Annotated in this window: 11 protein-coding genes; 6 read left to right on the top strand and 5 right to left on the bottom strand. The window is 58.5% G+C overall.

The genetic code is table 11. The annotated features are described in order from the left end of the window. Positions 1–367: 367 nt before the first annotated feature. Entirely contained in the window at positions 368–1,753 is a 1,386-nt protein-coding gene (locus tag C2L65_RS35790; protein ID WP_042315655.1) for a hypothetical protein, read from the bottom strand. Positions 1,754–1,932: 179 nt separating this feature from the next. Then, positions 1,933–2,490 carry a hypothetical protein gene (locus C2L65_RS35785; RefSeq protein WP_042315646.1) on the bottom strand — a complete coding sequence of 186 codons (558 nt, stop codon included), beginning with the start codon at positions 2,488–2,490 and terminating at the stop codon, positions 1,933–1,935. 553 nt (positions 2,491–3,043) lie between these two features. On the opposite strand from C2L65_RS35785, the gene C2L65_RS35780 reads away from it, so the two are divergent. The 5 genes from C2L65_RS35780 to C2L65_RS45815 all read left to right on the top strand — a co-directional run bounded on the left by C2L65_RS35780 (position 3,044) and on the right by C2L65_RS45815 (position 17,804). Further along, positions 3,044–12,553 carry a hemagglutinin repeat-containing protein gene (locus C2L65_RS35780; protein ID WP_081921493.1) on the top strand — a complete coding sequence of 3,170 codons (9,510 nt, stop codon included), beginning with the start codon at positions 3,044–3,046 and terminating at the stop codon, positions 12,551–12,553. Next, positions 12,540–12,977 (top strand): hypothetical protein, encoded by a 438-nt coding sequence (locus tag C2L65_RS35775; RefSeq protein ID WP_042315644.1) that lies wholly within the window; start codon positions 12,540–12,542, stop codon positions 12,975–12,977. The genes C2L65_RS35780 and C2L65_RS35775 overlap by 14 nt, the downstream gene beginning before the upstream one ends. 929 nt (positions 12,978–13,906) lie before the next feature. Continuing rightward, entirely contained in the window at positions 13,907–14,548 is a 642-nt protein-coding gene (locus C2L65_RS35770) for a hypothetical protein (RefSeq protein WP_233446723.1), read from the top strand. A gap of 66 nt (positions 14,549–14,614) precedes the next feature. After that, positions 14,615–16,369, top strand: a complete 1,755-nt coding sequence (locus C2L65_RS35765) for a ShlB/FhaC/HecB family hemolysin secretion/activation protein (RefSeq protein WP_042315642.1) — start codon at positions 14,615–14,617, stop codon at positions 16,367–16,369. Positions 16,370–17,255: 886 nt separating this feature from the next. Beyond that, the gene (locus tag C2L65_RS45815; protein WP_156132414.1) at positions 17,256–17,804 is read left to right on the top strand and encodes a hypothetical protein; all 549 of its coding nucleotides are present in this window, start codon (positions 17,256–17,258) and stop codon (positions 17,802–17,804) included. Between the two features lie 699 nt (positions 17,805–18,503). Here the strand turns inward: C2L65_RS45815 and C2L65_RS35760 are convergent. Next, on the bottom strand, positions 18,504–19,655 hold the full coding sequence (locus tag C2L65_RS35760) for a tyrosine-type recombinase/integrase (protein WP_103254667.1): 1,152 nt from the start codon (positions 19,653–19,655) through the stop codon (positions 18,504–18,506). A gap of 204 nt (positions 19,656–19,859) precedes the next feature. On the opposite strand from C2L65_RS35760, the gene C2L65_RS35755 reads away from it, so the two are divergent. Continuing rightward, a complete protein-coding gene (locus C2L65_RS35755) occupies positions 19,860–20,906 on the top strand; it encodes a DNA-binding protein (RefSeq protein ID WP_042315638.1) in 1,047 nt (348 codons plus the stop codon). A 696-nt stretch (positions 20,907–21,602) separates the two neighbouring features. On the opposite strand, the gene C2L65_RS35750 is transcribed toward C2L65_RS35755, so the two are convergent. Then, positions 21,603–24,104, bottom strand: a complete 2,502-nt coding sequence (locus C2L65_RS35750; RefSeq protein WP_042315637.1) for a phospholipase D-like domain-containing protein — start codon at positions 24,102–24,104, stop codon at positions 21,603–21,605. Then, entirely contained in the window at positions 24,101–25,675 is a 1,575-nt protein-coding gene (locus tag C2L65_RS35745) for a hypothetical protein (RefSeq protein ID WP_042315635.1), read from the bottom strand. The genes C2L65_RS35750 and C2L65_RS35745 overlap by 4 nt, the downstream gene beginning before the upstream one ends. Positions 25,676–25,755 lie beyond the last annotated feature (80 nt).

Below are 25,755 nucleotides of genomic sequence, written 5' to 3'. Positions count from 1 at the left end.
TCGGCGACGCGGTGATAGTCGCAAAGGCAGTCAAACGCGCCGCCGGTCGCAGGGTCACGCGCCGAATTGAAATACCATCGAGTTTCCACACAGCCTGGGTCGTATACGGAAGTTCGGCTCCAACTGAAATCGCGGCGACCAATCTGCCCCCTATCTGATGGCTGACCATCGAAGGCCGTCCAAGAGGCATCTGCAAGGGACCGACGAAGATGGGGCGGGCGGTCGGAGTATGGTAGACCGCGCCAAGCCCCCCCGTGGCCTCAGCCACAGTCGCGGGAGTGGGGGCGCGTTCGGTGCATATCTCTCGATAGCTCGGCGACCAAGACAATCAACGGCCGCGTCGTTGCTTTGTCGACACCGCCAAGTCCTACAACAGGACCGCCTGATGCAAAAGTTCCAAGGCCTTCAATTCGTCCAGTCGACCTGTGCGTGCCTTACCTGCGAGCGTCTTAATCAAAGCTTCTGCTATCGGTGCAATACCGTGCAGGTTGTCCAGGCTGGTCGCGGCCGTAATAGGAAGGGGGAAGGAGGGTTGCTGCGGAATCGGGGAGTCAGTCATCGCGTCAGGCAGTGCTAATGTCACTGCCGGAGCATCGCTGTCATTCTCTTCTGTTGAAGGGCTGGCAGGATTGGGGGAGAGTTCATTTACCTGAGCTTCTCGACTGACGACGATAGTTCCTTTATCTTTCGCTACGTTCGCCGCAACGGGTGAGGCACGTTCGGGGGCATCCGAGGCGGTTGCACGCTCGGGATGCGTGCGCAATTTCCCACTGGCGGTCTTTTCTTGCTCGCCATCGTTCGTTGCTGGCGCAGGCGATACCCTTTGTTGCACGGATGCGTGCCCGCGCGGAGCAGGCGTTAGCATTTGGGACACGGATTCTGGAATCTCGCCTTCGGTGCGTGGGCTGTCCAACCAGCCAATGGGTAGTCCGAGTCGTTCTGTGAAGCGGTTTGCTTCGGCACTGTCCATGCGCTTCTTGCCGTGCAGTCGGTCGGCGATGTTAAATCCACTCATCTCCATGACTACACCTAGTCTCACTTTCGATCCGTTGCGAGTTGTGAGAAGACGGAGGTTGGCGCGGCGGATGTTCTCCACGTCAGTATTGTCGCTCAATGCCAGCGGTTGCTGTTGGGGTGTTTTGGAAGACGTCCTGTGCTTAGGCGACGACACTTTGAGCGGGGCGCCAGTTTTAGGCTGTTCACGCACCTCGTTTCGACTGTTTTTGACAGCTGCCGGCTTGCCGCCAGCTACTTTCTTTGGCATTTGCGCTTCCTCGGGCAAACTAACTTTTGGAATTGGTTGCTGGTCGACGGCCGGTGTAGGTGCCGACTCGAGTGCTTCGGACTTTGGGTCGAATTCCTCGTCGGTCCGAATGAAGTCGAGCGGAGACTTCAAGCGAGCGATGGTCTCGTCCGCGAGCGCAGGGTGAGGCTGATCAAAGAAGCCATGCGGTAATCCGAGCGTGGTTTCCACATGGAAAGCGGTCTCAGGCGTGAATCTCTCGCCTTTCATCAGTTCGGCCACACGCGTCATGTTCGATTCGAGCGCAAGGGCGATATTTTCTGCGCCTACCGCGCTGACCAGAAACTGAAACGATCGTGTTTTCAGGATGGATGCTGTCTGATCGGAGTCTTTAGCCGCCGGCTTCACATACGGTGATCCTTGTCGTTGAACCGGAGGTCTTTTGTCGTGGTGGAATTGGCGTTGACCGTTGCGCCGAGATCCCGCATATGGCCCACGGGCTTGACTCATAAAATACGGCTCCATGCGATGTGGATTCTGGGTTCGATGATTATAGACGAGGGGAGGTGAACGAAGCCGCTTTGCGTGGCCGTGTACACGGCTCCATACCGTCCTTCGATCATCCTGAGGCGTACAACTTGGGGAGGGCGGGGAGTAACAGCGACGACTCCCATCACAGCATCGCTGCCTCAGGAAATCCGACGGAAACGGATCATCTGGTTCACATATTGTGATCGACGACCAGTGACCTGCATCTTGTCGCCAACTCTTGTCGCATCTTGTTCCGACTTCGGTACGCACACATCAAATCTATCCGATGCGTCGTCCGCCTTCGTCATGGTCAAGTCGTAGCATGTACGCTTGCCACGCCCGATCGACTTCCCGGTAACCAAGTATGAAGCTGTGTATGTGGTACCTATGACCCGGTTAGCTATGGTGGCGACAGCAAACGGCAATAGCATCGTGAGTATCCCGGCCGCGATACCGCCTGCCACCCAGGAAGCTCGAATTCCCAGCGGAAGCATTGCCCCGGACTTCGCCTTGTACAGGCGGCCAACGAGTATTCTCTGGAAATACCACGTCATCGCCAAACCAACGGGGATCGCCACCAACCAGCTTACATGCTTGTATTGGCTCTCGATTTGAATGGCAGGGCCGCCAGCGTAGCCAAGCCAACTGATTACAAAAAATACAATGAAATATGCTACTTTCAGCGGAGTTAGTGTAGGGCCTTCGGATTCAAACATGATGCACTGCTCAGGACAGGGGGAGATAGAGGCCTCTTGTGGGCAATCGAGTATATACGGCTGCAGCCATACATCGAGCGGCCGCTGTCCCGTCAGGCTTCAATGTCCCTTCAGGGTCTGCTGATGATGAACGCCGGTCCTTCAACGGTGGCGTACCCAGAAAAGCGCAGCGGCGGACTGGGTTCGCTCTGCGACCATGAGCACGTTCAACGAGCGTGGGTGTCTGCCGTGGGAACGACTGAACCGCTCAGAGACCCGACAAAGTGCACGGTTGAAGCGAACATGCTACGACTTGACCATGGCGAAGGCGGCTGACCTCTGCGGGCGAGCGCCATGGGCCGTGCCGACTTGGCATAACACCGATAGCTAGTTCCAGGCTGCGCGGATACTCCGGCCCCGATTGCGTGAGGAAGCACGGTTTCTACCGTTTGCCCACCATGCGCTTTGCATGAAATGTTGCGCCCTCGCATCAACATTGCATGATTTGACAGTTGTTACTAAATGTATCTGATACATTACGCGCGCTTTTAGCACTACGGCAGCGCGTAAAAAAATGAACAAGAGAGCTTACCGGCTGGTATTCAGCCGGATCCGGGGAATGCTCGTCGCAGTTGAGGAAACCGCCGCTGCGACGGGAAAAAAGAATCAGGGCGAAACGACGGGCGACGTGTCGGCAGCGACGCGCGCCGCTGTCGGCGCGGTACTGCGCTCCGTCCTGGCGGCAACGGGCCTGACCGTTTTCGGGCTGGCGACGGCCTTTGCGCAGGTCGTGGCCGATCCGAACGCGGGCGCACATCGTCCGACTGTCATCCAGACCGCGAACGGCATCCAGCAGGTCAACGTCACGCGCCCTTCGGCAGCGGGTGTATCGATCAACGGTTATACGCAGTTCGATGTGCCGAAGGCGGGCGTGGTCCTGAACAACTCGCCCACCATCGTCAACACGCAGCAGGCGGGGTACATCAACGGCAACCCGAACTTCGGGGCGAACCAGTCCGCGAAGATCATCGTCAATCAGGTCAATAGCCGCGCGGCCAGCCAGATCAACGGTTATGTCGAAGTCGCGGGCAACCGGGCTGAAGTCGTCATCGCGAACGGCTCGGGAATATCGGTGAATGGCGGCGGATTCATCAACACGTCGCGCGCGATTCTGACGACCGGCACGCCGAACTACGGTCCCGATGGGTCGCTGACGGGCTTTAACGTAACGGGCGGCAGCATCAGCATTCAGGGTGCGGGCCTGAATGCGTCGAACGTCGACCAGGTCGATCTGATCTCACGCGCGGTGCAGGCGAACGCCGCGATCTATGCAAAGAACCTCAATGTCGTGACGGGCGCAAACAGCGTCGATCACGATACGCTCAACGCCACGCCCATCGCGGGCGACGGCCCGGCGCCGGGTGTGTCGATCGATGTGAGCAGTCTCGGCGGCATGTACGCGAACCGTATCGTGCTGGTCGGCACGGAGAACGGCGTCGGCGTGTCGAACAAGGGCGTGCTTGCCGCGCAGGCGGGCGATCTGGTTCTGACCACACAAGGCAAGCTGGTGCTCGCCGGACAAACCAACGCGACGGGCAACATCAGCGCGAATGCGCGGGACGGCATCGACAACAGCGGCACGACACACGCACAGCAGAACATCAGTGCCAGCACGTCGGGCGCGCTCACGAACAGCGGGACGCTCGCGGCGCAACAAAGCGCGTCCCTCAGTGCAGCGAGCATCAAGTCAGGCGGTACGCTAGGCGCAGGCGTGAACGGCGATGGCACAGTTGCTGGCAGCGGCAATCTCGCGCTCAATGCGAGCGGTTCTGATATCGACCTGTCAGGCACGACGACAGTGGCAGGCGGCGCGTTGAGCGCAAACGCAGCCGGTACGCTGTCCGTTGCGCAGGGCAAGCTGTCGAGCGGCGGCGCAATGCAACTCGCCGCGTCGGATGTCTCGAACGTCGGCGGGCAGATCGTCTCGCAGTCGGCGCTCGATCTGAGTGCATCGCACGCACTCGACAATCGTACTGGCGTCATTCAGTCGGCCGCGCGTGCATCTGTCAATGCGGGTTCGATTGACAACACCGCTGGCCGGCTCGTGTCGCTGAATGGCGATGGCATGTCGCTGACCACCACGGGTGCATTGGTCAACGCGACGGGGACGACAGCGTCGGGCGCTTCTGGTGGCGTGATCGGTACGAACGGTGCCTTGCAGATATCGGCGGGAGCGCTGTCGAACCAGGGGCAACTCAATGCGGCGAGCGACGCGAACGTTCAGGCGCAGTCAATCGATAACCGCGCCGGCAATATCACTGCCGGCGGCGCGCTCGATGCGTCTGCGGCGGGCGCGCTGGATAATACCGGCGGCACGCTTTCCAGTACGACAACCCGTATATCCGCCGCATCCATCGACAACACGAACGGCAGCATCGACGGCGATGCGTTGAGCGTGTCGGCCGCCGGCAATCTGACGAATCGTGGCGGCAAGCTCACGCAATACGGCACCACGGACCAGACAATTCACGCGGGCGGCGCTTTCGACAACGCGGGCGGCGCAGTCTCATCGAATGCAAACAGCTTGACGGTCGCGGCGAATAGCGTTGTCAACGATAGCGGCTCGATCCAGCATGCGGGCAATGGTGCGCTCGGCATCACGACGTCGGGCGACGTCTCGAACCGGGCGGGCAGAATCGTCTCCAATGGCGCGCTCGAACTGAGATCAGGCGGCGCGCTGAGCAACCAGCAAGGCACCGTGCAGGCAGCGGGACGAGCAAGTCTCGACACCGCGTCGCTCGACAACAGCGCCGGTCGCATCGTGTCGCTGAGCGGGGACGGGATGAACCTGACGACGTCGGGTGCGCTCGTGAATGCAACGGGCACGACTGCGTCGGGCGATACGGGCGGCGTAATCGGGACGAACGGGGCACTCGGTGTTACGGCAGGCGCGCTCTCGAATGACGGTCAACTCAGCGCTGCGGGCGACGCGAGGGTGCACGCACAGTCGCTCGACAATGTTGCGGGCAACATCACGGCAGGCGGCGCGCTCGACACGACGGCGACAGGTAGGCTCGACAACACGGGCGGCACGCTTTCAGGTTCGACGACGAACGTCGCGGCTGCGTCGATCAACAACACGAACGGTAGTATCGACGGCGATGCGCTGGGTGTGTCGGCGTCGGGCGATTTGACCAATCGCGGCGGCAAGCTCACGCAATATGGAACCGGCGACCAGACCATTCACGCCGCTGGCGCGCTCGACAATACAGGCGGCACGATTGCATCGAATGGCGGCAATCTGAGCGTATTAGCCAATCGCATCATCAACGACAGCGGCACAATCCAGCACGCGGGCGCGGGTGCGTTGACCATTGATGCGGCAGCTGCTGTGACTAACGCGTCGGGCAAGATGGTCACGAACGGCGCACTGACGATGACGGCCGCAAGCCTCGACAACAGCGCGGGTACGCTGTCCGCACAGAAGGCGGCACGCTTCACTGTCTCGACAGGCATCGCGAATCGCGGTGGTGCGCTCTACGGCAATGACGGCTTGACGCTCGAGACATCCGGCGGTGTCGACAGCACAGGCGGCTCGGTACAAACGGCTGGCAACCTGACGATCGACGCGGGCGGCCAGCTATCGAACGCGCACGGGGCGCTATCGGCCAATGGCGCGCACGGCACGGTGAGCGTCAGCGCGGCGAGCGTCGACAACACGGCCGGCAAGCTCACGAATGCGGGCGATGGCGCGATGTCGGTGACGTCATCGACGGGCGTGACGAATACGGGTGGCACGCTCGGCGGCAACGGCGATCTCACGCTGAACGCGCAGACGCTATCGAACGATGCCGGCGCCAACGTCGTCGCGAGCGGCGCGGCGAATCTCAACGTGACACAAAGCATTAATAACGCGGGCGGCACGATCTATGGCGGCACGGCGCTCACGATCAACCAGGCGGGCGCAACCGTCACCAATAATGGCGGCTCGATTCTCGGGGGCGCCGATGCATCGCTTGCAGTCGCGTCGCTCGCTAATGCGGGCGGTGCTATTCGCGCTAACCGCGACATCGTGGCGGGTGGCGCGATCAGTGGCAACGGCAATATCGTTGCTGGTCGCGACCTGACGCTGAATGTCGCGGGCGATTATGTGAACACGGCCGCGAACAACCTGCACGCCGACGGCAATATGGCCGTCAATGCGACGGGCACGCTGACCAACACAGGTACGCTCGCCGCAAACGGCGCATTGACGGTGAGAGGCGCGAACGTCGTCAACGCCGCAGGCGCCGACATCAATTCGTCGACCACGACGGTCAATGCTGCGGGGACGATTTCCAACGCGGGGCGCATCGAAGGCAACTCGGTCACGACGACGAGCGCCACGCTGGCGAACACGGGTGCCGTTATTGGCAACGACGTGACCGTCAATGCGACGGATGTTCAGAACACGGGCACGGCTGCCGTCATCGCGGGCGTCAATAGTGTGCGTGTCTATGCGGCGAACTCCGTCACCAACGCAGACGGCGCGCTGATCTACAGCGCAGGTAACCTGGAGATCGCGCGCAATGGCGCCCGCGACGGCTCTGGTCTGCTCGCCAACCAGACGAACGTGCTGACGAATAGCGCTGCGAGTATCGAAGCCGACGGTAGCATCGACATCGCCGCGCATACGGTGAATAACGTGCGCACGGGTGTGGTGACGCAGATGGGAACGCCCCAGGATGCGGGCACGCAGACGCTGACGATCTGGACGGCGGGTATTCCGATCGGCGATCTGTTGAATACCCATAGCAGCGCGACTTTCTCCCAGTGGACATGGACCAAGGACGAAGCGCCGCTGAAGGCGGAAATCGTCGGCAAACTCGCTACGCCGATCAGCGTGACGGTGCCCAAATCGCAGGTTACGAACCTGAACACTAGTGCGCAGACGTTCTCGCTCACGCAACCGTTGACGGAAACCTATAGCGACAATTCGCTGACGACGGAAACCTGCAACGTTCATGACGTATGCATTCAGCACCCGCTACCGCAGACTCGCAACATCGCGACGAATCCGACGCAGTGGTACAACAGCATCGCCGACAACGGCGACTCGTACACGATTACCTTCTGGCCGGATTTCGACCCGAACAAAAACATCCGTCCGGACCAGGTGAAGACGCGTTTCGACCTCGGTCCTGACTCGCACGACTATAGCGAAACGACGCGCGCCGTCCACACGACCACGACGACGGATCAGTTGTTGAGTGCGGGCAATGCTGCGACGATCCAGGCGCAAGGCGCGATCCGCATCAACGCGGACGGCGGCGCGATCAACAACCAGTCGTCGACGATGAGCGCAGGCGGTAGCCTCGTCCGTCGTGCGAATGGTGGCACCGTGAACGATACAGGCATCGTTCTTCAGCAGACCGTCACGCAGGACGAGCAGTCGACGTTCTACTGGCATCAGAAAACAGGCGGCAGCAGCGACACGAAGACGGTCGACGACGGCATCGCGCAATCGACCACGACAGTCGCGTCGTTGCCCGCGATCGCCACGTCGAATCAGGGCGTGCAGACCACGGCACAGAACATCACGATCGGGTCCGTGAACCGTCAGGGTCAAACGGTGATCGGCTCGGGCGTGACAGGCGGCAGCGCCGATGGAACGCAGACGGGTTCAGTCGCCGGGCAGTCTGCCAATCCACAGTCGTTGAGCGGTGCACAGGCGGGCGGCGTGACGGGTGGTCCGATCCGGCCGCAAACAGTGGGTGGTCTGTCAGGCGGCATTCCCAATCTGAAGCTGCCGTCGAACGGCCTGTACAAATACAACACGGCACCCGGCGCGACCTATCTCGTCGCGACGGACCCGCGCTTCACCCAGTACACGAACTTCGTATCGAGCGATTACATGCTCAACCAGCTTGACCTCGATCCTTCGAAGGTCGAGAAGCGTGTGGGCGACGGTATGTACGAAGAGACGCTCGTGCGCAACCAGATCACGCAGTTGACTGGCCGCACCTTCCTCACCGGTTATACGGACAACCTCGACGAATACACGGCGTTGATGAACAACGGCGTGAAGTATGCGAAGGAATTCGGGCTGACAGCGGGCGTTGCGCTGACGCCCGAACAGATGTCGCAACTCACAACCGATATGGTGTGGCTCGTCTCGCAGGACGTGACGTTGCCAGACGGTTCGCATCAGAGCGTGCTCGTGCCGCAGGTGTATCTTGCGCAGTCGGATACGGTTGACCTTTCGGCAAGCGGCGCGCTCGTCGCCGGCAACAGCGTGAGCCTGAATGCAAGCGGCGATGTGAACAACAGTGGCCATATTGTCAGCGACGTGGCGACCACGATCATCGGCAATAACATTACGAATAGCGGCGTGATCGGCAGTGCCGGGACGACGACCGTGTCGGCGGTTCAGGATGTGCGCAACACGAGCGGCCGCATTGGCGGCGCGGATGTTGTCGTGCAGGCCGGTCGCGATGTCATCAATGAGACGCAGACTTATGGCGTGTCGAAGACGTTCGGCTCGGACACTTTCTCTGGAAGCGTGACGGGAACGGGTGTCGATGCCGTCGGCGCGATCTCGGCGACACGCAGCGTGACGGTTATCGCTGGTCGTGATGTGAACCTGACGGGTGCGACCATTACGGCCGGCAGCGACGCGGCCATTGCTGCTGGCCGTGATCTCAACATGGGTACAACCACGCTGACCAGCACGCAGGACGTCAGGACAAACGACGGGCTCAATGGCGGACACGACGCGGTCACCCAGAACCTGGGCAGCGCGATTGTCGCCGGTGGCAGTCTGACGACGGTATCAGCGAGGGATACGACGCTCACCGATGCGACCTTGACGGCCGGCAGCGATGTGGCGATGGTGGCCGGCGGCAACCTGACGGTGACTGCCGCAAAGGACACGCACACGCGCAGCGAACAATCGATGGGCGGCGAGCAGTCGCACCATACAAGTTCCAGCTATGACGAGGCAGTGCAGGGTTCGAGCGTCAGCGCGGGCGGCAACATCACGCTCGCGGGCGGTCAGGGCGGCAACGGCAACCTGTCGATTCTTGGGTCATCCGTTGCGACGGAAGCGGGCGGCGGCGGTGTCAAACTCGTATCGACGGGCGATGTCACGATTGGCAGCGTCAGCGAGACGCACGATTCGCAAAGCTGGTCGCAGACCAATCATTCGGGCTTTCTGTCCAGCGAGAAGGAGACCGATTCAACCAGTTCACATCAGGTGGTGGCGAACGGTTCGACGGTGTCGGGCGATACGGTGACGGGTGCGGCTGGCCATGATATGACGATCACGGGGTCCACGGTCGCTGCGACGCATGACGTGACACTGTCGGCGGGGCATGATCTCACCATTACGACGTCGCAGGATACGAGCGAGAGCAGCCATTTCCATGAGGATTTGAAAACGGGGCTCGGTAGTTCAGGCGGCGCGGGCATTTCATATGGCACGGTCGATACGAAGGACACGTCGCACGACAGATCGCTGACGAACAATGCGAGCCTGATCGGTAGCACAGACGGCAGCGTGCATCTGTCAGCAGGCAACGACCTGCATGTCACAGGAAGTGACCTGATTGCAGCACAGAACGTTACCGGTACGGGGGCCAACGTCATCATCGATGCCGCCACTGGCACGACACATCACGACGAGACCCACGAAGTCAGCAAGAGCGGTTTTACCCTCGCCGTGACCGGCGGCATCGTGGACATGGTTCAGGGCGCGATCGATCAGGCGCGGGCTTCGGGCAACAGTCAGGATTCTCGCGCATCGGCCTTGCACGCGATCGCCGCTGTCGGCGACGCGGCATCGGCTGGTGAGTCGCTCGCGCAAGGCGGCGCAGGCGACGTGAAGGTCGAACTGAGCTTCGGTAGCAGTCACAGCAAGAATACATTCACCGAAGACAGCACGACGCAACAGGGCTCAACCGTGAAAGCGGGTGGCACGGCCGCGTTCTCTGCGACGGGCAATGGCACGCCGGGAAGCGGCAATCTGACGATCGCCGGCTCGGACGTCAACGCCAACGATGTGATGCTTGCCGCGAAGAACCAGGTCAATCTGGTCAACACGACTAACACTGACACGACCCGTAGTGCCAACGAGTCGAGCAGTGCGAGCGTTGGTGTTTCCTATGGTTCTCAAGGCTTCGGTGTGTCGGCGTCGATGTCGAAGGCGCACGGCGATGCGAATAGCGATGCTGTCACACAGAACAACACGCACATCAACGGGTCGAACAGCGTGAGTATCGTGTCGGGCGGCGATACGAACATCATCGGCGCGAATGTCACGGGCAATCAGATTTCGGCGGATATCGGCGGAAACCTGAACATTGCCAGCGTGCAGGATAAAACCACAAGCAGCGCGCATCAGACGAGCACGGGCGGCGGCTTCAGCATCAGCCAGGGCGGAGGGAGCGCCAGCTTCAGCCATACAAACAGTAGCGCAAATGGCAGCTATGCAGGCGTTAACGAGCAGGCGGGGATTCAGGCAGGGACGGGGGGATTCGATATCAACGTGAAGGGAAACACGGATCTCAAGGGTGCTGTGATTGCGAGCGATGCGGATGCCTCGAAAAACACGCTGACGACGGGTACGCTCACTTTCTCCGATATCGAGAATCACTCGGAATACAGCGCATCGAGCAGCGGCTTCAGTGGCGGCGCTTCAGTTGGCGCACCAAGCAAGGGGTTAGGACCATCCTCCATTGGAAACGCCGGGGGATTTACGCCGATGCTTGGTCAGCATGACAGCGGCAGCGAGAGTGCTACGACGCGTAGCGCGATTGGTGAGGGCACGATCAACATTACTGACAAGGCGCATCAGACGCAGGATGTGGCTACCCTGAGCCGCGATACGGCTGATACAAACGAGACAGTAGCGAAGACACCGGACCTGAACAACCTGCTCAACAATCAGGCCGATATGATGGGCGCTGCCAGCGCGGCGGGCGAAGCGGTGGCCACGCAGATCGGCACCATCTCGGATATGAAGAAGCAGGCCGCGCTCGACGCAGCGAAAAAGGCAGATGCAGCGGGTGATAGTGCGTCGGCGGCACAGTACCGGGATGAGGCCGCAAAGTGGGATGAAGGGGGTACATACCGTGTCGCGTTGCACACGGCGGGTGGGGCGCTTATTGCAGGATTGGGCGGTGGCAACGCGCTTGGCGGTGCGGCGGGCGCGGGTGTCGCGTCAGCGGTCGCCGGTAAGCTGAATTCTCTTGCTGATGGCTTCAGCAATGGGAACGGTGCTGGCATGGACCCAGGGCTGACGGCAGGCAACGTGGCGGCGAACATCCTGGCGGGCGGGATGGGTGCACTACTTGGCGGTAATTCGGGAGGATTTGCTGCATCGAACGCGGATCTATACAACCGCAGCAATTGTAACCAGAAGGGTGATTGCGGTACGGGAAGTCAGTTGCTGGATGCGTTTAACGGATATAAAGATGCTGCACTGACCTGGTTGAAAAACACGTACGGGCATCCGATTGATGACGCTACTCGGTGGAAGGATCAATTTACAGGCCAGATGCGTGACGACGCCAAAGAGAAAATCTCCGAGTCTCCGGCGAGCCTTATAGCGCAGAGTGCTAACAACGGGGCGGTTGCGGTCCTCGGTAACCCAGCTGGAGGGCCGAGGGCTCCCGGGGCATCGCCGGAACTGGTTGGACCAAACGTCGGGGGCTTACCGCGAACAGGAGTAGGCGTTCAGGGCGGGGCACCAGATACCGCAATGCTGAACGATGGCGGAAGCCAAGGCGCTAGCCGCGACGATGGCGGTGGTTCGGCATACGATCGCGTCTATGGAGGACGTACGTCCGTAGAAAACGTTACGACGCGCGGGACGAGTATCGAAACCGTGCCTAACAGTAATGACGCGACGGCTGCAAGTGATTTTGCCGCATTGAAGCCAAGTAACGTTAAGACGGTAGCGACAGGGCGCGGCGAAGCGAGCATTGGCAAGCTCGACGACGGGAGTACAGTCATTTTGCGTCCAAGCAGGGATGGCCGCACGACAATTGAATTCCAAAATGCAAATGGACGCACTACAAGGGAGATTCGCTATGGATCGAAGTGACAAACGCATAGACTTGCAAGGGGCGGACCTTGCCGAGGTGCGAAAGCTTCTGGGGATGGACGGTAAGCTCAACGCCGTTGAAATCGCTCATCGCTCATGGCATGTTTGTTCGATCGATGACAAATCGATATTCGATGAGGACGCGCGGCGGCTGGCAAATGCATTCCGCTCGCAGTATGCCAAATCGTTTTATGTAGCCCGCGTATCTGAAATTATGTCGACATCGAATTCAGTGGTTGCCTATCAATTCGAGGTAAACGAAGATCAGATCGAGGCGTTCCAAGGGCCGTCGTACTATGAAGTAAATCTCGACGATTGTGTACTATTTAATCGACCTATTACCTGCATCGTTCTGCGTCCAGGAAGCGTTGATTCAACGGATTTCGCAGGAAACGTTGATTTTATAGGCGAGATCCGAGCATGATGAATCGGAATAAACGGAAAGTCCCTTTCATTCTCTAGTGATGCAGTATGTCGCAACGACGCCTCCGAGCTGAGTGAACGCTCCGCCCGTTCGTACGAAGGCGCCGAAAGCGGGCCGCCTCCCCGAGCTTCCCGTCTGTGCAAACGCTGTCGCAGCGTTAGGGAATACGAAGAGTGCTGCATTCTATGGCATACCCGCCGCTGCGATTGGTCTACTTCGTCCCCAGGCAATGGCTGCGGCGGTGTTGGCCGGAGGACTGGACTACGCGGGCAGCACCTGCAGTTACGAAACGGGTCTGTCTAGGGACAAGGCGAACTTCACAAGCTCGTACATCGCTGGAGTTATGCGAGGACTGACCTACCATTCTCAATATCGGGAAAAGCTATCGCGAGAATGGGGAAGTTTGGCAAGATTGCCGCTTATGGGTGTAACGCCGAAGTCACTGGCATCAATTTGTCAAGGAGCGGCGAGAGATGAAGAAAAATGGCGCGGAGAAAGAAGCGGACTGATCCGATTAAGAGGAGCTGATGACGCTGGAGTCGCAATTTGCGACGATCGACAACGTTGCAGTCTGGAATGAGACCACAGAGGACCTTTTCGTGCTTGTTTGATGACTAAATCTCCCGATCCTGGCATCCCTTATTCGCAATCGATGATGCACGTATACGATCAGGAATACATCGTGAATGGGGTGGGGGTTGATGCAGATGATCAACCCGCCAAACCAGTTAAAGTAAATCAATCGCGACCGCAGCAGACCGATTTGCCGTTGCATTAAATTTCGCTAGATGCCCTACGGAAACACTCCAAATTGTCGTTAGGTAAGAGAATCGCTCACGCGATATCTGAGCGAACGGCGTTCGCGCAATGAACGAGATAGCGGGCGGATTGGCGTCGCTATAAGAAATGACGTATCGGGGAAGAACACAATGTTTCAAGCACTAAACAGGGCGGCAGGAAGGTGCGTCGCGGTATCCATAATCGCCGCAATCTCAGCATGCACGTTTCTCCAACCTGCGCATCACGTGACGGAAACAAGTCCGAGCTACGATCCAGCGATTTCATCGCGCATCCGATTTCTAACCGGAAACGGTACGAAAAGCACATCGTTTCGCCCGAACAGCGCCTGCTACAGCAGTGCCTGGGCGAACGACCCTGATGCAATTCAGGTAGACGATGGATATCTCGCTGCATGGAAGTATTCGTCACATAGCGTGACCATCGGCATGCCATCCAGTCCACGTCCCTTCATGCGTGTCGAGGGTTTGAACTTCAAGGACATGATCAAGGAATATGTCGTTGAAGCAGGAAAGCCACTCACGATTTCGTCGAATGTACAGTCGTCGACGGGGACGGTTTCCTCCTCCTGCTCACCGCCTGCGATGACCTTCACACCTGTCGCGGGCCAGGATTACGACGTCTTCCAGGATTCCAACGGCAGGCAGTGCTGGCTAGCGGCTCGCCGCATCGATGGACGCGCCATGGACGAACCCGTGAAGCTGTCACCTGCATCGAAATGCCCGGAAGATGACGCCGTGCGAGCCGCCCGGCCCGTCAAGACTGGTCCCTGAACGACGCATAGATAAGGCGGGCACACGTATCTCCCGCCTTTCCGCTACACGCTATACACACAAGCAATGAAAACCAGAAAGAGGCTGGCGGTACTCCCGCTCACAGCCCTGATATCACTAACGGGCCAGGCGCAGCAGGTGCCAACTCCTGCAGACGCCGCAGCTGCCGCACGAGCGAACGCTGAACAGAATCAGCAGGTCCAGCAGCAACGTGAAGCACAGCAGCGCGCACAGACGGTCAACGCACCAGCGGTACGCTCGACGGCACCGAAAGCCGACGGCTTTCCCGTGCTTCCAACCGAATCACCATGCTTTCGCATCGATACATTCGCGCTCGACGTGCCCGACACATTACCCGACGCGATCCGCAAGCACGGCGCATCAGCATTGCCACTCGACCGCTTTGCATTCGCGCGGGAATGGCTCAATCACTACGAGGGTCAATGCGTTGGAAAGCAGGGTTTCGACATTCTCACCAAGGGCGTGCAGCAACTCATTCTGAGTCGCGGGTACATCACGACCCGCGTGTTGCTGCCCGAGCAGGACGTATCGAGAGGCACGCTAACGGTCGCACTCGTACCCGGAGTCGTCCGTCATCTACGTTTCGCCAGCCCGGACACGCGCGGGACATGGAAATCTGCATTCCCCGCTCGCGATGGCGATACGCTGAATCTGCGCGATCTCGAACAGGGCCTCGAACAGATGAAGCGCGTCGCGAGTCAGGACGTGAACATGAAGATCGAGCCAACTTCATCGCCCGGAGAAAGCGATGTGGTGATCGACGTGAAGCGCACCAAGCCATGGAGTGTCGTCGCATCCGTCGACAACTCGGGCACGCGCGCGACGGGCAAACTGCAGGGCAATCTGAGCCTGGGCCTCGACAATCCGCTGGGTCTTAACGACGTGCTCGCGTTGAGTGCCAATCAGGATCTCGAGTTGGGCGACAAGCGTTTGGGCTCGCATGGATTCAATGGCTCTTACTCTGTGCCATGGGGTTACTGGACAGCGACGCTCTCGGGTAACACCAATACCTACTACGAGCAGATCGCCGGCGTGAACCAGACGTTCGTATCGAGCGGCAATTCGCAGACTGCAGCGTTCAGGCTGGCGCGAGTTCTGTCTCGCAGCCAGAACGATGTGTTCGGCATGCAGCTTCAGTTATCGAAGCGCTTCGGCGAGAGCTTCATCGACGACACAAGCATCCCGACACAGAAGCGCGACAACACCTTCATCGAAGCGGGCCTGACAGATCGTCATTACTTTGGTGCTGCGCAATTCGACGGCACGCTTGCCTATCGTCAGGGCGTCGGCGGTCTGGGCGCGACGTCGGATCCGTATCCTGATGGTCCGACGTATCGCTTCCATATGGCCGTGGTCGACGCGAATCTTTCCGTACCTATCGCCGTTGCAAAGCAGAACTTCCGCTACCTGAGCACAGTGCACGGCCAGTTCACGAACGACACCTTGTTCTATATCGACGACCTGACTATCGGCAGCCGCTATACGGTTCGCGGTTTCGATGGCGAGACGATGCTCGCGGCGGAAAAGGGGTTTTACTGGCGCAATGAACTGCAATGGGCGATTGGAAAAACGGGGCAAGCATTGTATGCCGGAATCGACTATGGACACGTCTACGGTCAGAACACGGCATTTCTCGCCGGGACCCAACTGGCGGGCGCAGTCATCGGCATTCGCGGCAGCTTGCCAACGCGTATCGCCGGGTTTGCGTACGATCTGTTTGCAGGCACGCCCATTTACAAGCCGGACGGGTTTCCAACGGCTCGCGTAACAGTAGGATTTCAGATGACAGTTCAATTCTGAAAAGATATCGCCAGTTGTGGCACCTCTGACGAACAATAGTTGGCGCATCAGCGCCAATTCTAGCGCCACTGTGGAGAATATACGTTGAGTCGGCCTCGTGTATGACGGCCACCACCCTCGTCGAATTTTGGCCCGTTCTGCCCACCTGGTATTATTGTCGACAATCTCCGTGGGTGGTCCGTCCTCATGGCGCAGTCAGGAACAAGTTGCGGCGCCTTCCGCCTGTGCCGCGCGGTTCCCCTTGGTTCAAGTTTCCGTTGCAACGGTCGTTAGACAGAGCGGCGAAAGCCAATGCGCCGCGCTCAGATCGCGATTTTCGGGCTGTTGCGAAACGCGCACTTGCCACGGCCAAATCTCGTTATTCGTGACACAAAGCATGCGTCGCCTTCTTTTGCTGCTCATTCCGCTGACCTGTCTTAATGCCTGATAACTCTTCCGGCATTTACGCAGGGCGCAGACATGACGGAAGAAGAATTGAGCCGAATGACGGGCGTCGATCCGCTCTGGGTGCACATGACTCCGTGTCTCATGAGGTCAACAATTGAGTAGAGTCTGGCGCGACAGCGTTCGGACGGCGTGACCTAGGACCAGATGCGCGAACAATTGGCCGATCAGCTGGCGAGTAATCCCGATTTCAAACGGTTTGTAACTAATTTCTACAGCCTGAAAGTTTGCGCCTATCTCCACGCGGATTGTAAACAGCGGCGGAGGGCCAGCAACAGTGGTTTCTATTTGGTATATCTGTCTTGTCGGAGTGAACTCGCCGTGGCGATCAGCTAGGCGATGGGATGTGCTCCCTTTCTTCCGAATTCTTCTTCAGGCTACAGTTTTAGGCGAATTTGCCGATGAATACTGGATTAACACATGGCGTTAATGGAAAAATACAATGAACCAGATTTTCAAAAGAAGCTACCAGAACATTTGTTCGGTGATATTAGTCTTCTCCTCTGCTGCATGCACTGTCCTTGCGTACCAACCCGCATCAACGGGCGATGTGGCTCGCATACGAGTTGTCACGCCCGAAGCTGTGCATACTGAAGTTTTCGTTTTGCCTAATGCCGAGAACGGTTGTACGACAGCACAATCGAAGCAATGGCAATGGCTCGCAATTCTTGGCCAGCATCTTCCGCACAAGGGACTGCAAGGTGTCACAATCGGGATGCCCGGAGGCGAGGCCCTCAAACCGATATCTATCGCGGAAACTACGATTCCTGCAGGCAAACCTTTTCCAATGGTTTTCAGCAGGGCGGGATACAACTACTTTTGCACCGTTGACCTGTCATTTGTTCCGCGTGTCGGCGTGGACTATGAGGCAAGGTTTTCGCAAACTGGTAGGGAGTGTCACGTTGGAGTCGCAGAGTTGAAAAAGAGCGACGACGGTTCGATAGCTCGATCGGCCGTTGCAATATCCCACGTGAAATTTTGTAAGTCTTGATCAGAAGGTAATTTCCATGATCCTTATGCGTCACCAGTGCATGAGCATCGACTACATGGACAGTGCTAAGTAACTGGTTGATGCGGATCGACGCATGCACCACATGCAAGAGACATGTGACATAGTTGAAGAAAGCGCGGAGTTGTGTGGCAGCGAGCGCGCTAGCGGCACGATCAATCTGCCTCACTTGTTGGGCGGCACGATTCAGAAGTAGGTCACGGGGTAGGCGTCGTACACCAACGAGTCAACGACGCGTGATCTCAGTCTGTAGACACTGACTGAGAATGGCTCGGCCAATACGCACCCAAGCCAGGCGCCTTTTTATTATAATGGCGCGAAAGAAAATCTCCTGCTCGAGTAGGCAGGTAAGACGAGCTTCATCGATCGTCTAAGCTACGACAGCAAACCGGATACATCGGTAACGGAGCAGGAGAAAACGTGCCTGTACCAAAATGCGCTGGACTACGCGAAGGCGAACAAACTGCGGCTGAGCGATGAATTGACACGGGCCGGCGCACTCGACAAGCTGACGCTGTGGTAGTACCGAAATAACCAAGTTGCTCCTGGGAGCGGGTAGCGTCTGATCGTCCTGCGCCAGATACGCCAAGCCCTCCGGATGCCCAGGCATTATTCTCGACGGACGGACTCCACCCCTCGCGGCAACCACATTACGCTGCCGCGAACCGGCTGATGCGATGCCTACGGCTCTCGCTTTTCAGCCGTCTCGCTCCAGTTCATGCGATGGCGATCAACCGTCTCACGATGCCGTTCATCGTCTTCGGTATGTAGGTAGAGGCTCGTCGTGTTCAGCGAGACGTGGCCCAGGTTATCGCGGATCGTCCGCAAATCGACGCCGCCGTCAGCCTGATGAGAACCGGCCGTGTGGCGTAGCCAGTGAGCCGAGGCACGCTCCAATTCGTCCGCGCGGTCTGCGAACTCCGGGCCTTTCGATCGTAGCCAGATCGCGGCACCGCTGAAAACATTCTTGATCGCGTCGTGGACCGCCGATCGTGACAGACAACGCTTCTTGCCTTTGAAGGGAATGATGAGCGGCGTGTCTTCAGACCGAACGGGCAGGGCGGTGAGGCCGTGAGACGTACGATAGGTGCGCAACTCATGAACGAGTTCGATTGACACGGGCACGATGCGCTCCTTGTCGCCCTTGCCCAGTGTTTCCAGCCACCACTGATCTTGCCCGTCTGGACCGAGCCGACGGAAAAAGCTGCCCATCTGGCCGCCTGCAACTTCGGAAATCCGCATGCCCTGTAGATAGAACAGCGTAGTTAGCCACCGGCAGCGGGCGTAGTACGCGCGTTGCGCCTCCGTTTCCTGTGGCAGCTGCTGGACGAATTCCTTGACCTCATCCCACAGCGACACGGACAGATAACGCGTGACGCGCGGCGCCGAACGCTTCGCGCGCTGCCGAAGAAGCGCCATCGGGTTGCCGCGCAGGTAGCCAGCGTTCACCAGCCACGTGAACATTGCGTTCAGGATGATCAGCGCCTGCCGTTGACTGGCCGGCGACAGCGGTCCGTTGAACGGCCGCCAGCGTTCGTCGCTGCGCGGATACTTGCCGCCGTTGGCAGAGACCCAACGGCTGGCAGGCTGCGGATCGACTAGAAACGTCTTGAACAGCAGCAGGTCTTCGTGCGTCAGCGACGACAACGGCTTGCCGAGCTGGACGACGGCCCACAGCAAGAGTCGCTCAGCTTCCTTGCGGTAGTTATCGAAGGTCGTCTTCGTGTCGGCGAAGTTTGAGAGCCACGCACGAATGGCGTCCAGATCGTTACGCGCGGACAGCTGCGAGTGCTCGACAGAGCCACGGTTTGTTCCATCGCGGCCGTCGAGCATTTCTGGAACGACGAGCGATTCCACAGGCTGGATGGTGGCGATCTGCGTATCAGGCACGGTCGGAGACTCCGGAAAAGCGGGATTTTTCTGGCGAAATGCCAATCATAATATACACGACATTATAGTACTAATGTCGTGTATGAAGTGCGTGGCGTTGTAAATTTAATGTATTACGTTGTATTATCAACACGATGGATCGACCACATGAGCCTTGAAAACGACATTGAAGCCCTGCGCGAACGCATTTCCGACACCCAGACGCTTTACCGCGAAGTCTGCGGCCTGATGTTCTTCCGTTACGGAGAAACGCCGACTGCCAACAAGCTCTACCAGCTCGTTCGCAAAGGCAGCATGAGCGCGCCTGCCAAGGCATTGCGCGATTTCTGGGACGAGATGCGCGAAAAAAGCCGCGTCGATGTCGGGCAGCCGGACCTGCCGGCTGAAGTCGCCGCAGCGGCTGGTGCCCTGGCTGCCCAGCTTTGGCGGCTTTCACTCCGTGCAGCCGACGATTCACTAGCGGAGTTACGGGTTGATGCCCAAGCGGCCGTGGACGCCGCGCAGTTGCAGGTGCGTGAAGCAGGAGTTCGGGTGGAATCCGCCGAGGCCGCCCAACGCGAAGCTAACGTGAGATCAGATGAATTGCGTCTACAGCTAGGCGCGCTCGAGTCGCAACTGGCCGAGCAGCGGGCCACCAACGCCGAGTTGCGTGAGCAGCTTGCAGCCGCCCGCAGTGAGGCAAGCACCGCTGCTACCGCACTGTGTGATACGCGCCGGGATTTTTCGCTCGAACTCGAGAAGTTGCGCGAGTCGCTTGCGCAGAATGAACAGCGCCTCGTCGCTGCTGAGCGTCGCGCCCTACTCGAAATCGAAACCGAGCGAAGCTCCGCGTCGCGCGCCCGAGCGGAACTGCAGCGGGCAAATGACCACATTAGGGGACTCGAAACAGCGCATCAGAAGGAACGCGACACACTCAGGGATGATCTTGCGGGCACGAAAACGCGCCTCGCAGCGTCGTCTACCCGATGCAGCGAGCTTGAAGAGGGCTTGCGATTGCGAGACGAAGAGCTCGACCGGGCATTGGCGACGGCCGTAGATCTTCGTCGACGGCTCGAGTTCCTTTCGGTAAAACTCGATACCGGCCGCGCCCCGACTCATCCTACGACGAAGGCTCCACGGCGGCGTAACAGGGCCGCCCGCCCGTTCATCCTGTCGACCAAGTTTTCTATGATGTCACTCCAGAGGAAGAGATAGCGCCACGCATTGCGTCAGCCGCAACTGAGTTGGAACCAGCCTACGGAGTGTACGTCGTCTTCTGGTTTGGCCACGTTGTGGGGAAGTCAATGCCCCGGCATCCAGATGCTATCGCCCTGCCCGCTTCGGCCGCAGAAATGGCTGTAATGCTGGTTGACCTGCTACCGTCCGAGCGTCGGTCACAGACTGCGATTGCCGTAGTTGACGTGAGCGGTCAGCCCAATGCGTAGTGCCCCCCCCGATCGGAGCGTCTGAACCGGTTTATGAAAGGAAACTCACCGGCTTCCTTCCCGTGCCGGTCTGACTACGAAGACGCCTTGTTCGATACGAGGGTCAGCGCGCTATGCAACGTTGTAAATATGCCGCCGTGCCCGTCTCTGCTCTTCAGCAGTCTTTTATGACCGGCTGTAATCTTCGAGCGAGGGCACGCGCATCTGTCCCGTCATAACGCCATCTATTCGCTGTCGCTTTTGGCGCAACCATCTGGATATCCCATTGTTGTCCGTGAGCAGTTCCCTGCATCCCAGCGCAGCATGCCCTTGTTATTCTTCCCTTCGAGACTGTGCAGGGGGCGGCTGAGAAACCTTTCCGAGATATTCGGAGGAAGTCAGGAACAAGATGGCACCCCGTGAACTGACTATCAATCGTGTCGCAAAGCGATCCCGTCTGGGTAAGGCAGGATTGAACCCGTCTTGGCTACGTTATTGACGTCTGATTTTGAGCATGAGAAGCCCCAGCAAGGAATCGCTCATGGCGAGATTGCATTTCTGCGGGATCGATGTCCATCGGAAGCGCGAAGTGTCTGACGAGGCAGTCATACGTTCTTGTGAATGCCTCGGCTGCGAACTGTTCGATGCTCATGCCAAGCATATGGTAGACCTGCTGAGGTAAGATGCGAAATCGGCTACCAAGCTTTCGCATGTCGTCTCTTTCCTCGTAGCGGTCAACCGCTGAATGACTGGCATGTAGCGCCCACACACACGTGGCCCAGCATTCGAGGATATCTGACGGGAGGCTACTTTCTTGGGTTTTGATTTCCAGAAACTCGATAGGCGCGTTCTTGGTTCCGAAGAACGCGCCCAACTGATTAAGCATCAGCCGTGGCCAGCCCTGTTCGCCCGCGACCGGCAGTATGAGCCGCGACCTTGGATTCAGATCATGTTCTGACAGCATGTCCGTGGGTGTTTTGCCGGATGCCGCAGTCGCAATGAGCATCAGGATGGCGCGCAGCCGAAGCACGTCAGTTGCGGACACTTGCTTTCGCTTTCTGAGATCCCAGAGGTATTTGTGATGCGCCTCGATCGCTGACAACCGATCGGACGTAAATCGCTGTCGAAGTTCCGCTTCCTTCATAGGGTCATCGACATCGTCGGCAACGCCGGTCTCTACCGCCGTTCTTGACTTTCCATTAGCGTTGAGTTTGCGCTCTGGGTCAGCGGTTTCGTCGCCCCGCCTGAAGAGCCGCTGGAGCTCTGCCGCGTCTGGTTCGGCTTCAATTTTCACTGTGCGATGCGAAGCCATCCCGATTGAGCGATTCAAAAGCTGTTCAACATGCCACAGCCCGCTGTCAGCGAACTGACTAGGTGCTTCGCCACCTCTCACCCGGTGTGCCCTAGCGTCGCGCACGAAATCCTGATATGAGAGGATTTGATAGGTTTCTGGTGCTACATCGGGTTCGCTCTCATCCTGCGTCCGTTTTCCATCGGCGACAGAATCGGCATGCTCCACTGCGGCGTCACTCTCCGCCAGGGCAAGCGCCTGAATTGCCTCCAGTAGGTAGACATCGACTCGACTGCTGCCGGTCAGACGTTCTATCGCCTTCTCGGCGGAGGTTCCTTTACTTTCACGCGCCAATGCGTAGATGTCGTTGGCGATTGTTACGCATGCGAGGGCGGAGCGTGTGCCGTCCGGAAAAAGCAGGCGCGCGAATGCCGGCGCGTCTCCCTCAATTCGGAACCGCCGCACATCCGAGGCCGGCGAAGGAAGTGGAACAAGGGTCGTGGACAAAGGTGCATTGTCCAGTTGAAACAGTTCAACGTTTACCCGCTCTGCGATTACTCTGTTACCAGTGTGCCAATACAGGATCTCATCTCGGACTTCGAAAGCGCCGGGCTGGCCCGCCCTGAGCGAATCGAACTTTAGATTTTCGGTCAGCAATTGGGGCGGCAGTTCGTCGAACGGCACTGGCCTACTGTCCACGAGTGCGCCAATTTCGAGTTGCTCGGCAATGGTCGCGGGACTCAGGCGTCGGTAGAGACTGGCTTCGTCGTTGAGTCCTCGAAACGTGCCTGTTCCAAGCGCTGCCGTTGTACAGTTTGTGCTTCCGTAAAGAACATGATCTGCGTCATCCGTTTCTGCGATGATCAGCTTTGCGTGTACAAAGCTGGAACGCGCCGCCGTCCCGATATCAACGACGCCAATCCCGGAACGATGAGTCAGACCGTGGGTGGGAAACAACTTGCGTCGCACATCAACGAGAAGAACAGTCTGCTGCGGATTAAGGGCATCTATAAGCGACTGCAACGCCGAGAGGTCCGAATCCCAGTATGGGCTGAGCACAATGAGTCTCTTGACGCGCTCCGGACCGACGTTCTGCACGAAGCGCGCGCCGATGCCTCGCTCTCTGTCACTGCCAAGAAACTGGGCTGCGCTTCCATCTTGCATAAGCACGAGATCGTCCGCCGGATCGGCATCGGCGAGCCAGCCCGCCTGCCTGTCCATGCGCCCCAGTTGATGCTCCACCACACTTCCCTGCCCTTCAAGCCGGGAGCGAAGAAACCGTAGCGCGCTTGCCACCAAACTCGTTTCGCTAGGCAAGTCTGGTGTCGCGTCGATTATTCCGGCTATCTCCAGATTGCCGGCAAGCCCCGGTGCGGTGATGTTTGCAGAAGCGACAATCAGGCGGGCTGAAGCACGTCCAACCAGCAAGGTAAGTTTGGGGTGAAAAACGCGCGGTGCAGAGATGGCATTTACGGTATAGCTGCGCCCGCCCTTGCGCGGAAGCGTTGACGCACCGTTCATCGCGTGCGTCATCATTCCGGCGTCCGTCAGCAGCAGCACATTGCGGCAGCCGGTCGATTGCAGTCGAGGCAAGGCAACGTTTTCCCAAGCTTCGAAATCGATGCCGTATGTCGAGGCAAGAGCGGTGTGGAAGTCTTTGCCTTTTACATGTTGATAGAGCGGGGTTCGCTGTTTCATGTGGTTGTGTCCAACACCGCGTGACCACGCGGTGTAATCCCCTTGTCTGAGAGCAGGTGAATGTCTCGCAGGAATGTGATGGCCGGCGACAATCGCGGGTTAGTGAACACGGGACCGTCTTTCTTGCGCAGCCTGAGGCGTCCGTTGTCAAGGTCGACCAGAAAGGTGTAAGCGTTTTGATATCGTAATTTTTGCACCGCTACCCACAAGTGGCGCCGCAGCACACGCTCGGTAAGCAATGTAGACAGCATCTCGGTAATCGGGTGCTCTGCATGCTTCGCGAGGAACTCCAATTCTGAACAGAGGGATCGTGATACAGCTACGTTCAACTTTCCAAACCGGCGCGCGATAACCTCTTTGCGGGACGTACTTTGATGCTCTAGAAGCGCCAAAAGCCGCAGTGCATCGCGCGCGTACGTCACGATCGAATCGCCTTTTGAACTTCGTCGTCCCTGCAAAAGCGACTCGGTGAGGCTCCGCTCCCGTTTTGGGTCAACATGGGATACGATCTCGCCCGTGACGACATGCGCCGCAAAATCCTTCCATGTCTGTACGGCGTCGGGCAGTGTCGGCACGATGTTGTCGATAGCAAGTCGCATGAGGGTTTCTATCGTGACGCCATCAGTAAACCGAGTCTCGATCAGTTCCAGCAGATAGGCGAGCAACGCCTCAAGTACGACATGCGTCAGATCATTCGCGTGATAAAGCCACCAATCTTCCTGGCGCTTTTGTAGTCCGGGATTCTTTGTAGATAACTGCGTTCCATCTGGAAGGCGTCCGCCATACATCGCCCAGCGAAAGGTGAGGACATCCGGGAGCGCAGCAACTTGGTTTGCCACCTCGAGAAGTAGAAGGAGCGTGTCTCTTCGGGCAGCATGTCGCTCAGACTGCCCTGTTTTGAAGAGGATGTCCTCATAACACTGGCGTTCTGCACTATCATGTTCAATGCGTGAAGGCGAAAGGGATGCCATCGAGGTCAGTGTCGCGGTGGACACGTGGCGACTCTGAATCGCCTTGGAAAAAGTGCTCGCCGAGGAGCCTGCTGCACGCTCGAACGAATCGGCGAGACGCACTCCAAGCCCTGGGCTGGGGACTGGGATGCGGCTCTTTTTTTGCAGGCGGAGAACGTCGAGATCGTAAAGCGGTGATCCATACGCGGCACCGAACGCACCGAATGATTGCTGAAGATGCTGAGGAGACGCGCGGGATTCCGTTTTAAGTGAGATATCACCTCCGTTAGCGGCATCAAGCACCCGCCTGGCCCACTCGGATCCGGCAATGCCTGCGGCGTCGTCCACCGCAACAGCAATCAAGGCATAAAGCGCTTCCCCTCGTCGCAAAAAATGACGCCACTCTTCGGGATTCTCGTTGCCGACATTCTGCGCATACTTCTGTGCAAGCCACGCATACAGCCCGTAGTAACGCATGCGCAGGGTCACGTTTCCAAGTCCTGGCAGGAGCGACTGGTAAAGACCAATGCTTTCGCCTTGCATCCCGAGCGGGTCGAGCCCACGCTTTTCAGCGGAACCAGCCCACAAAGGTGCCGCGAGCGCCCCGAGTTGCATTTCCATCCGTACCCCTAGCTCTAATCCAATTTTCCATATCGTGGTGGCCGACGCGCGCCAGCGACACGCATTTTAGCGTGTTCAGA

The organism is Paraburkholderia terrae, assembly GCF_002902925.1.
Lineage (GTDB): Bacteria > Pseudomonadota > Gammaproteobacteria > Burkholderiales > Burkholderiaceae > Paraburkholderia > Paraburkholderia terrae.
Note: the sequence above shows the minus strand (reverse complement) of the source record. Positions and strands in the feature narration are given on the sequence as shown.

Excerpts from the sequence above, each read along its gene's own strand:
- C2L65_RS35790 (WP_042315655.1), bottom strand. The coding sequence starts at position 1,753 with ATGAGTCAAGCCCGTGGGCCATATGCGGGATCTCGGCGCAACGGTCAA.
- C2L65_RS35785 (WP_042315646.1), bottom strand. The coding sequence starts at position 2,490 with ATGTTTGAATCCGAAGGCCCTACACTAACTCCGCTGAAAGTAGCATAT.
- C2L65_RS35780 (WP_081921493.1), top strand. The coding sequence starts at position 3,044 with ATGAACAAGAGAGCTTACCGGCTGGTATTCAGCCGGATCCGGGGAATG.
- C2L65_RS35775 (WP_042315644.1), top strand. The coding sequence starts at position 12,540 with ATGGATCGAAGTGACAAACGCATAGACTTGCAAGGGGCGGACCTTGCC.
- C2L65_RS35770 (WP_233446723.1), top strand. The coding sequence starts at position 13,907 with ATGTTTCAAGCACTAAACAGGGCGGCAGGAAGGTGCGTCGCGGTATCC.
- C2L65_RS35765 (WP_042315642.1), top strand. The coding sequence starts at position 14,615 with ATGAAAACCAGAAAGAGGCTGGCGGTACTCCCGCTCACAGCCCTGATA.
- C2L65_RS45815 (WP_156132414.1), top strand. The coding sequence starts at position 17,256 with ATGAACCAGATTTTCAAAAGAAGCTACCAGAACATTTGTTCGGTGATA.
- C2L65_RS35760 (WP_103254667.1), bottom strand. The coding sequence starts at position 19,655 with ATGCTCGACGGCCGCGATGGAACAAACCGTGGCTCTGTCGAGCACTCG.
- C2L65_RS35755 (WP_042315638.1), top strand. The coding sequence starts at position 19,860 with ATGAGCCTTGAAAACGACATTGAAGCCCTGCGCGAACGCATTTCCGAC.
- C2L65_RS35750 (WP_042315637.1), bottom strand. The coding sequence starts at position 24,104 with ATGAAACAGCGAACCCCGCTCTATCAACATGTAAAAGGCAAAGACTTC.
- C2L65_RS35745 (WP_042315635.1), bottom strand. The coding sequence starts at position 25,675 with ATGGAAATGCAACTCGGGGCGCTCGCGGCACCTTTGTGGGCTGGTTCC.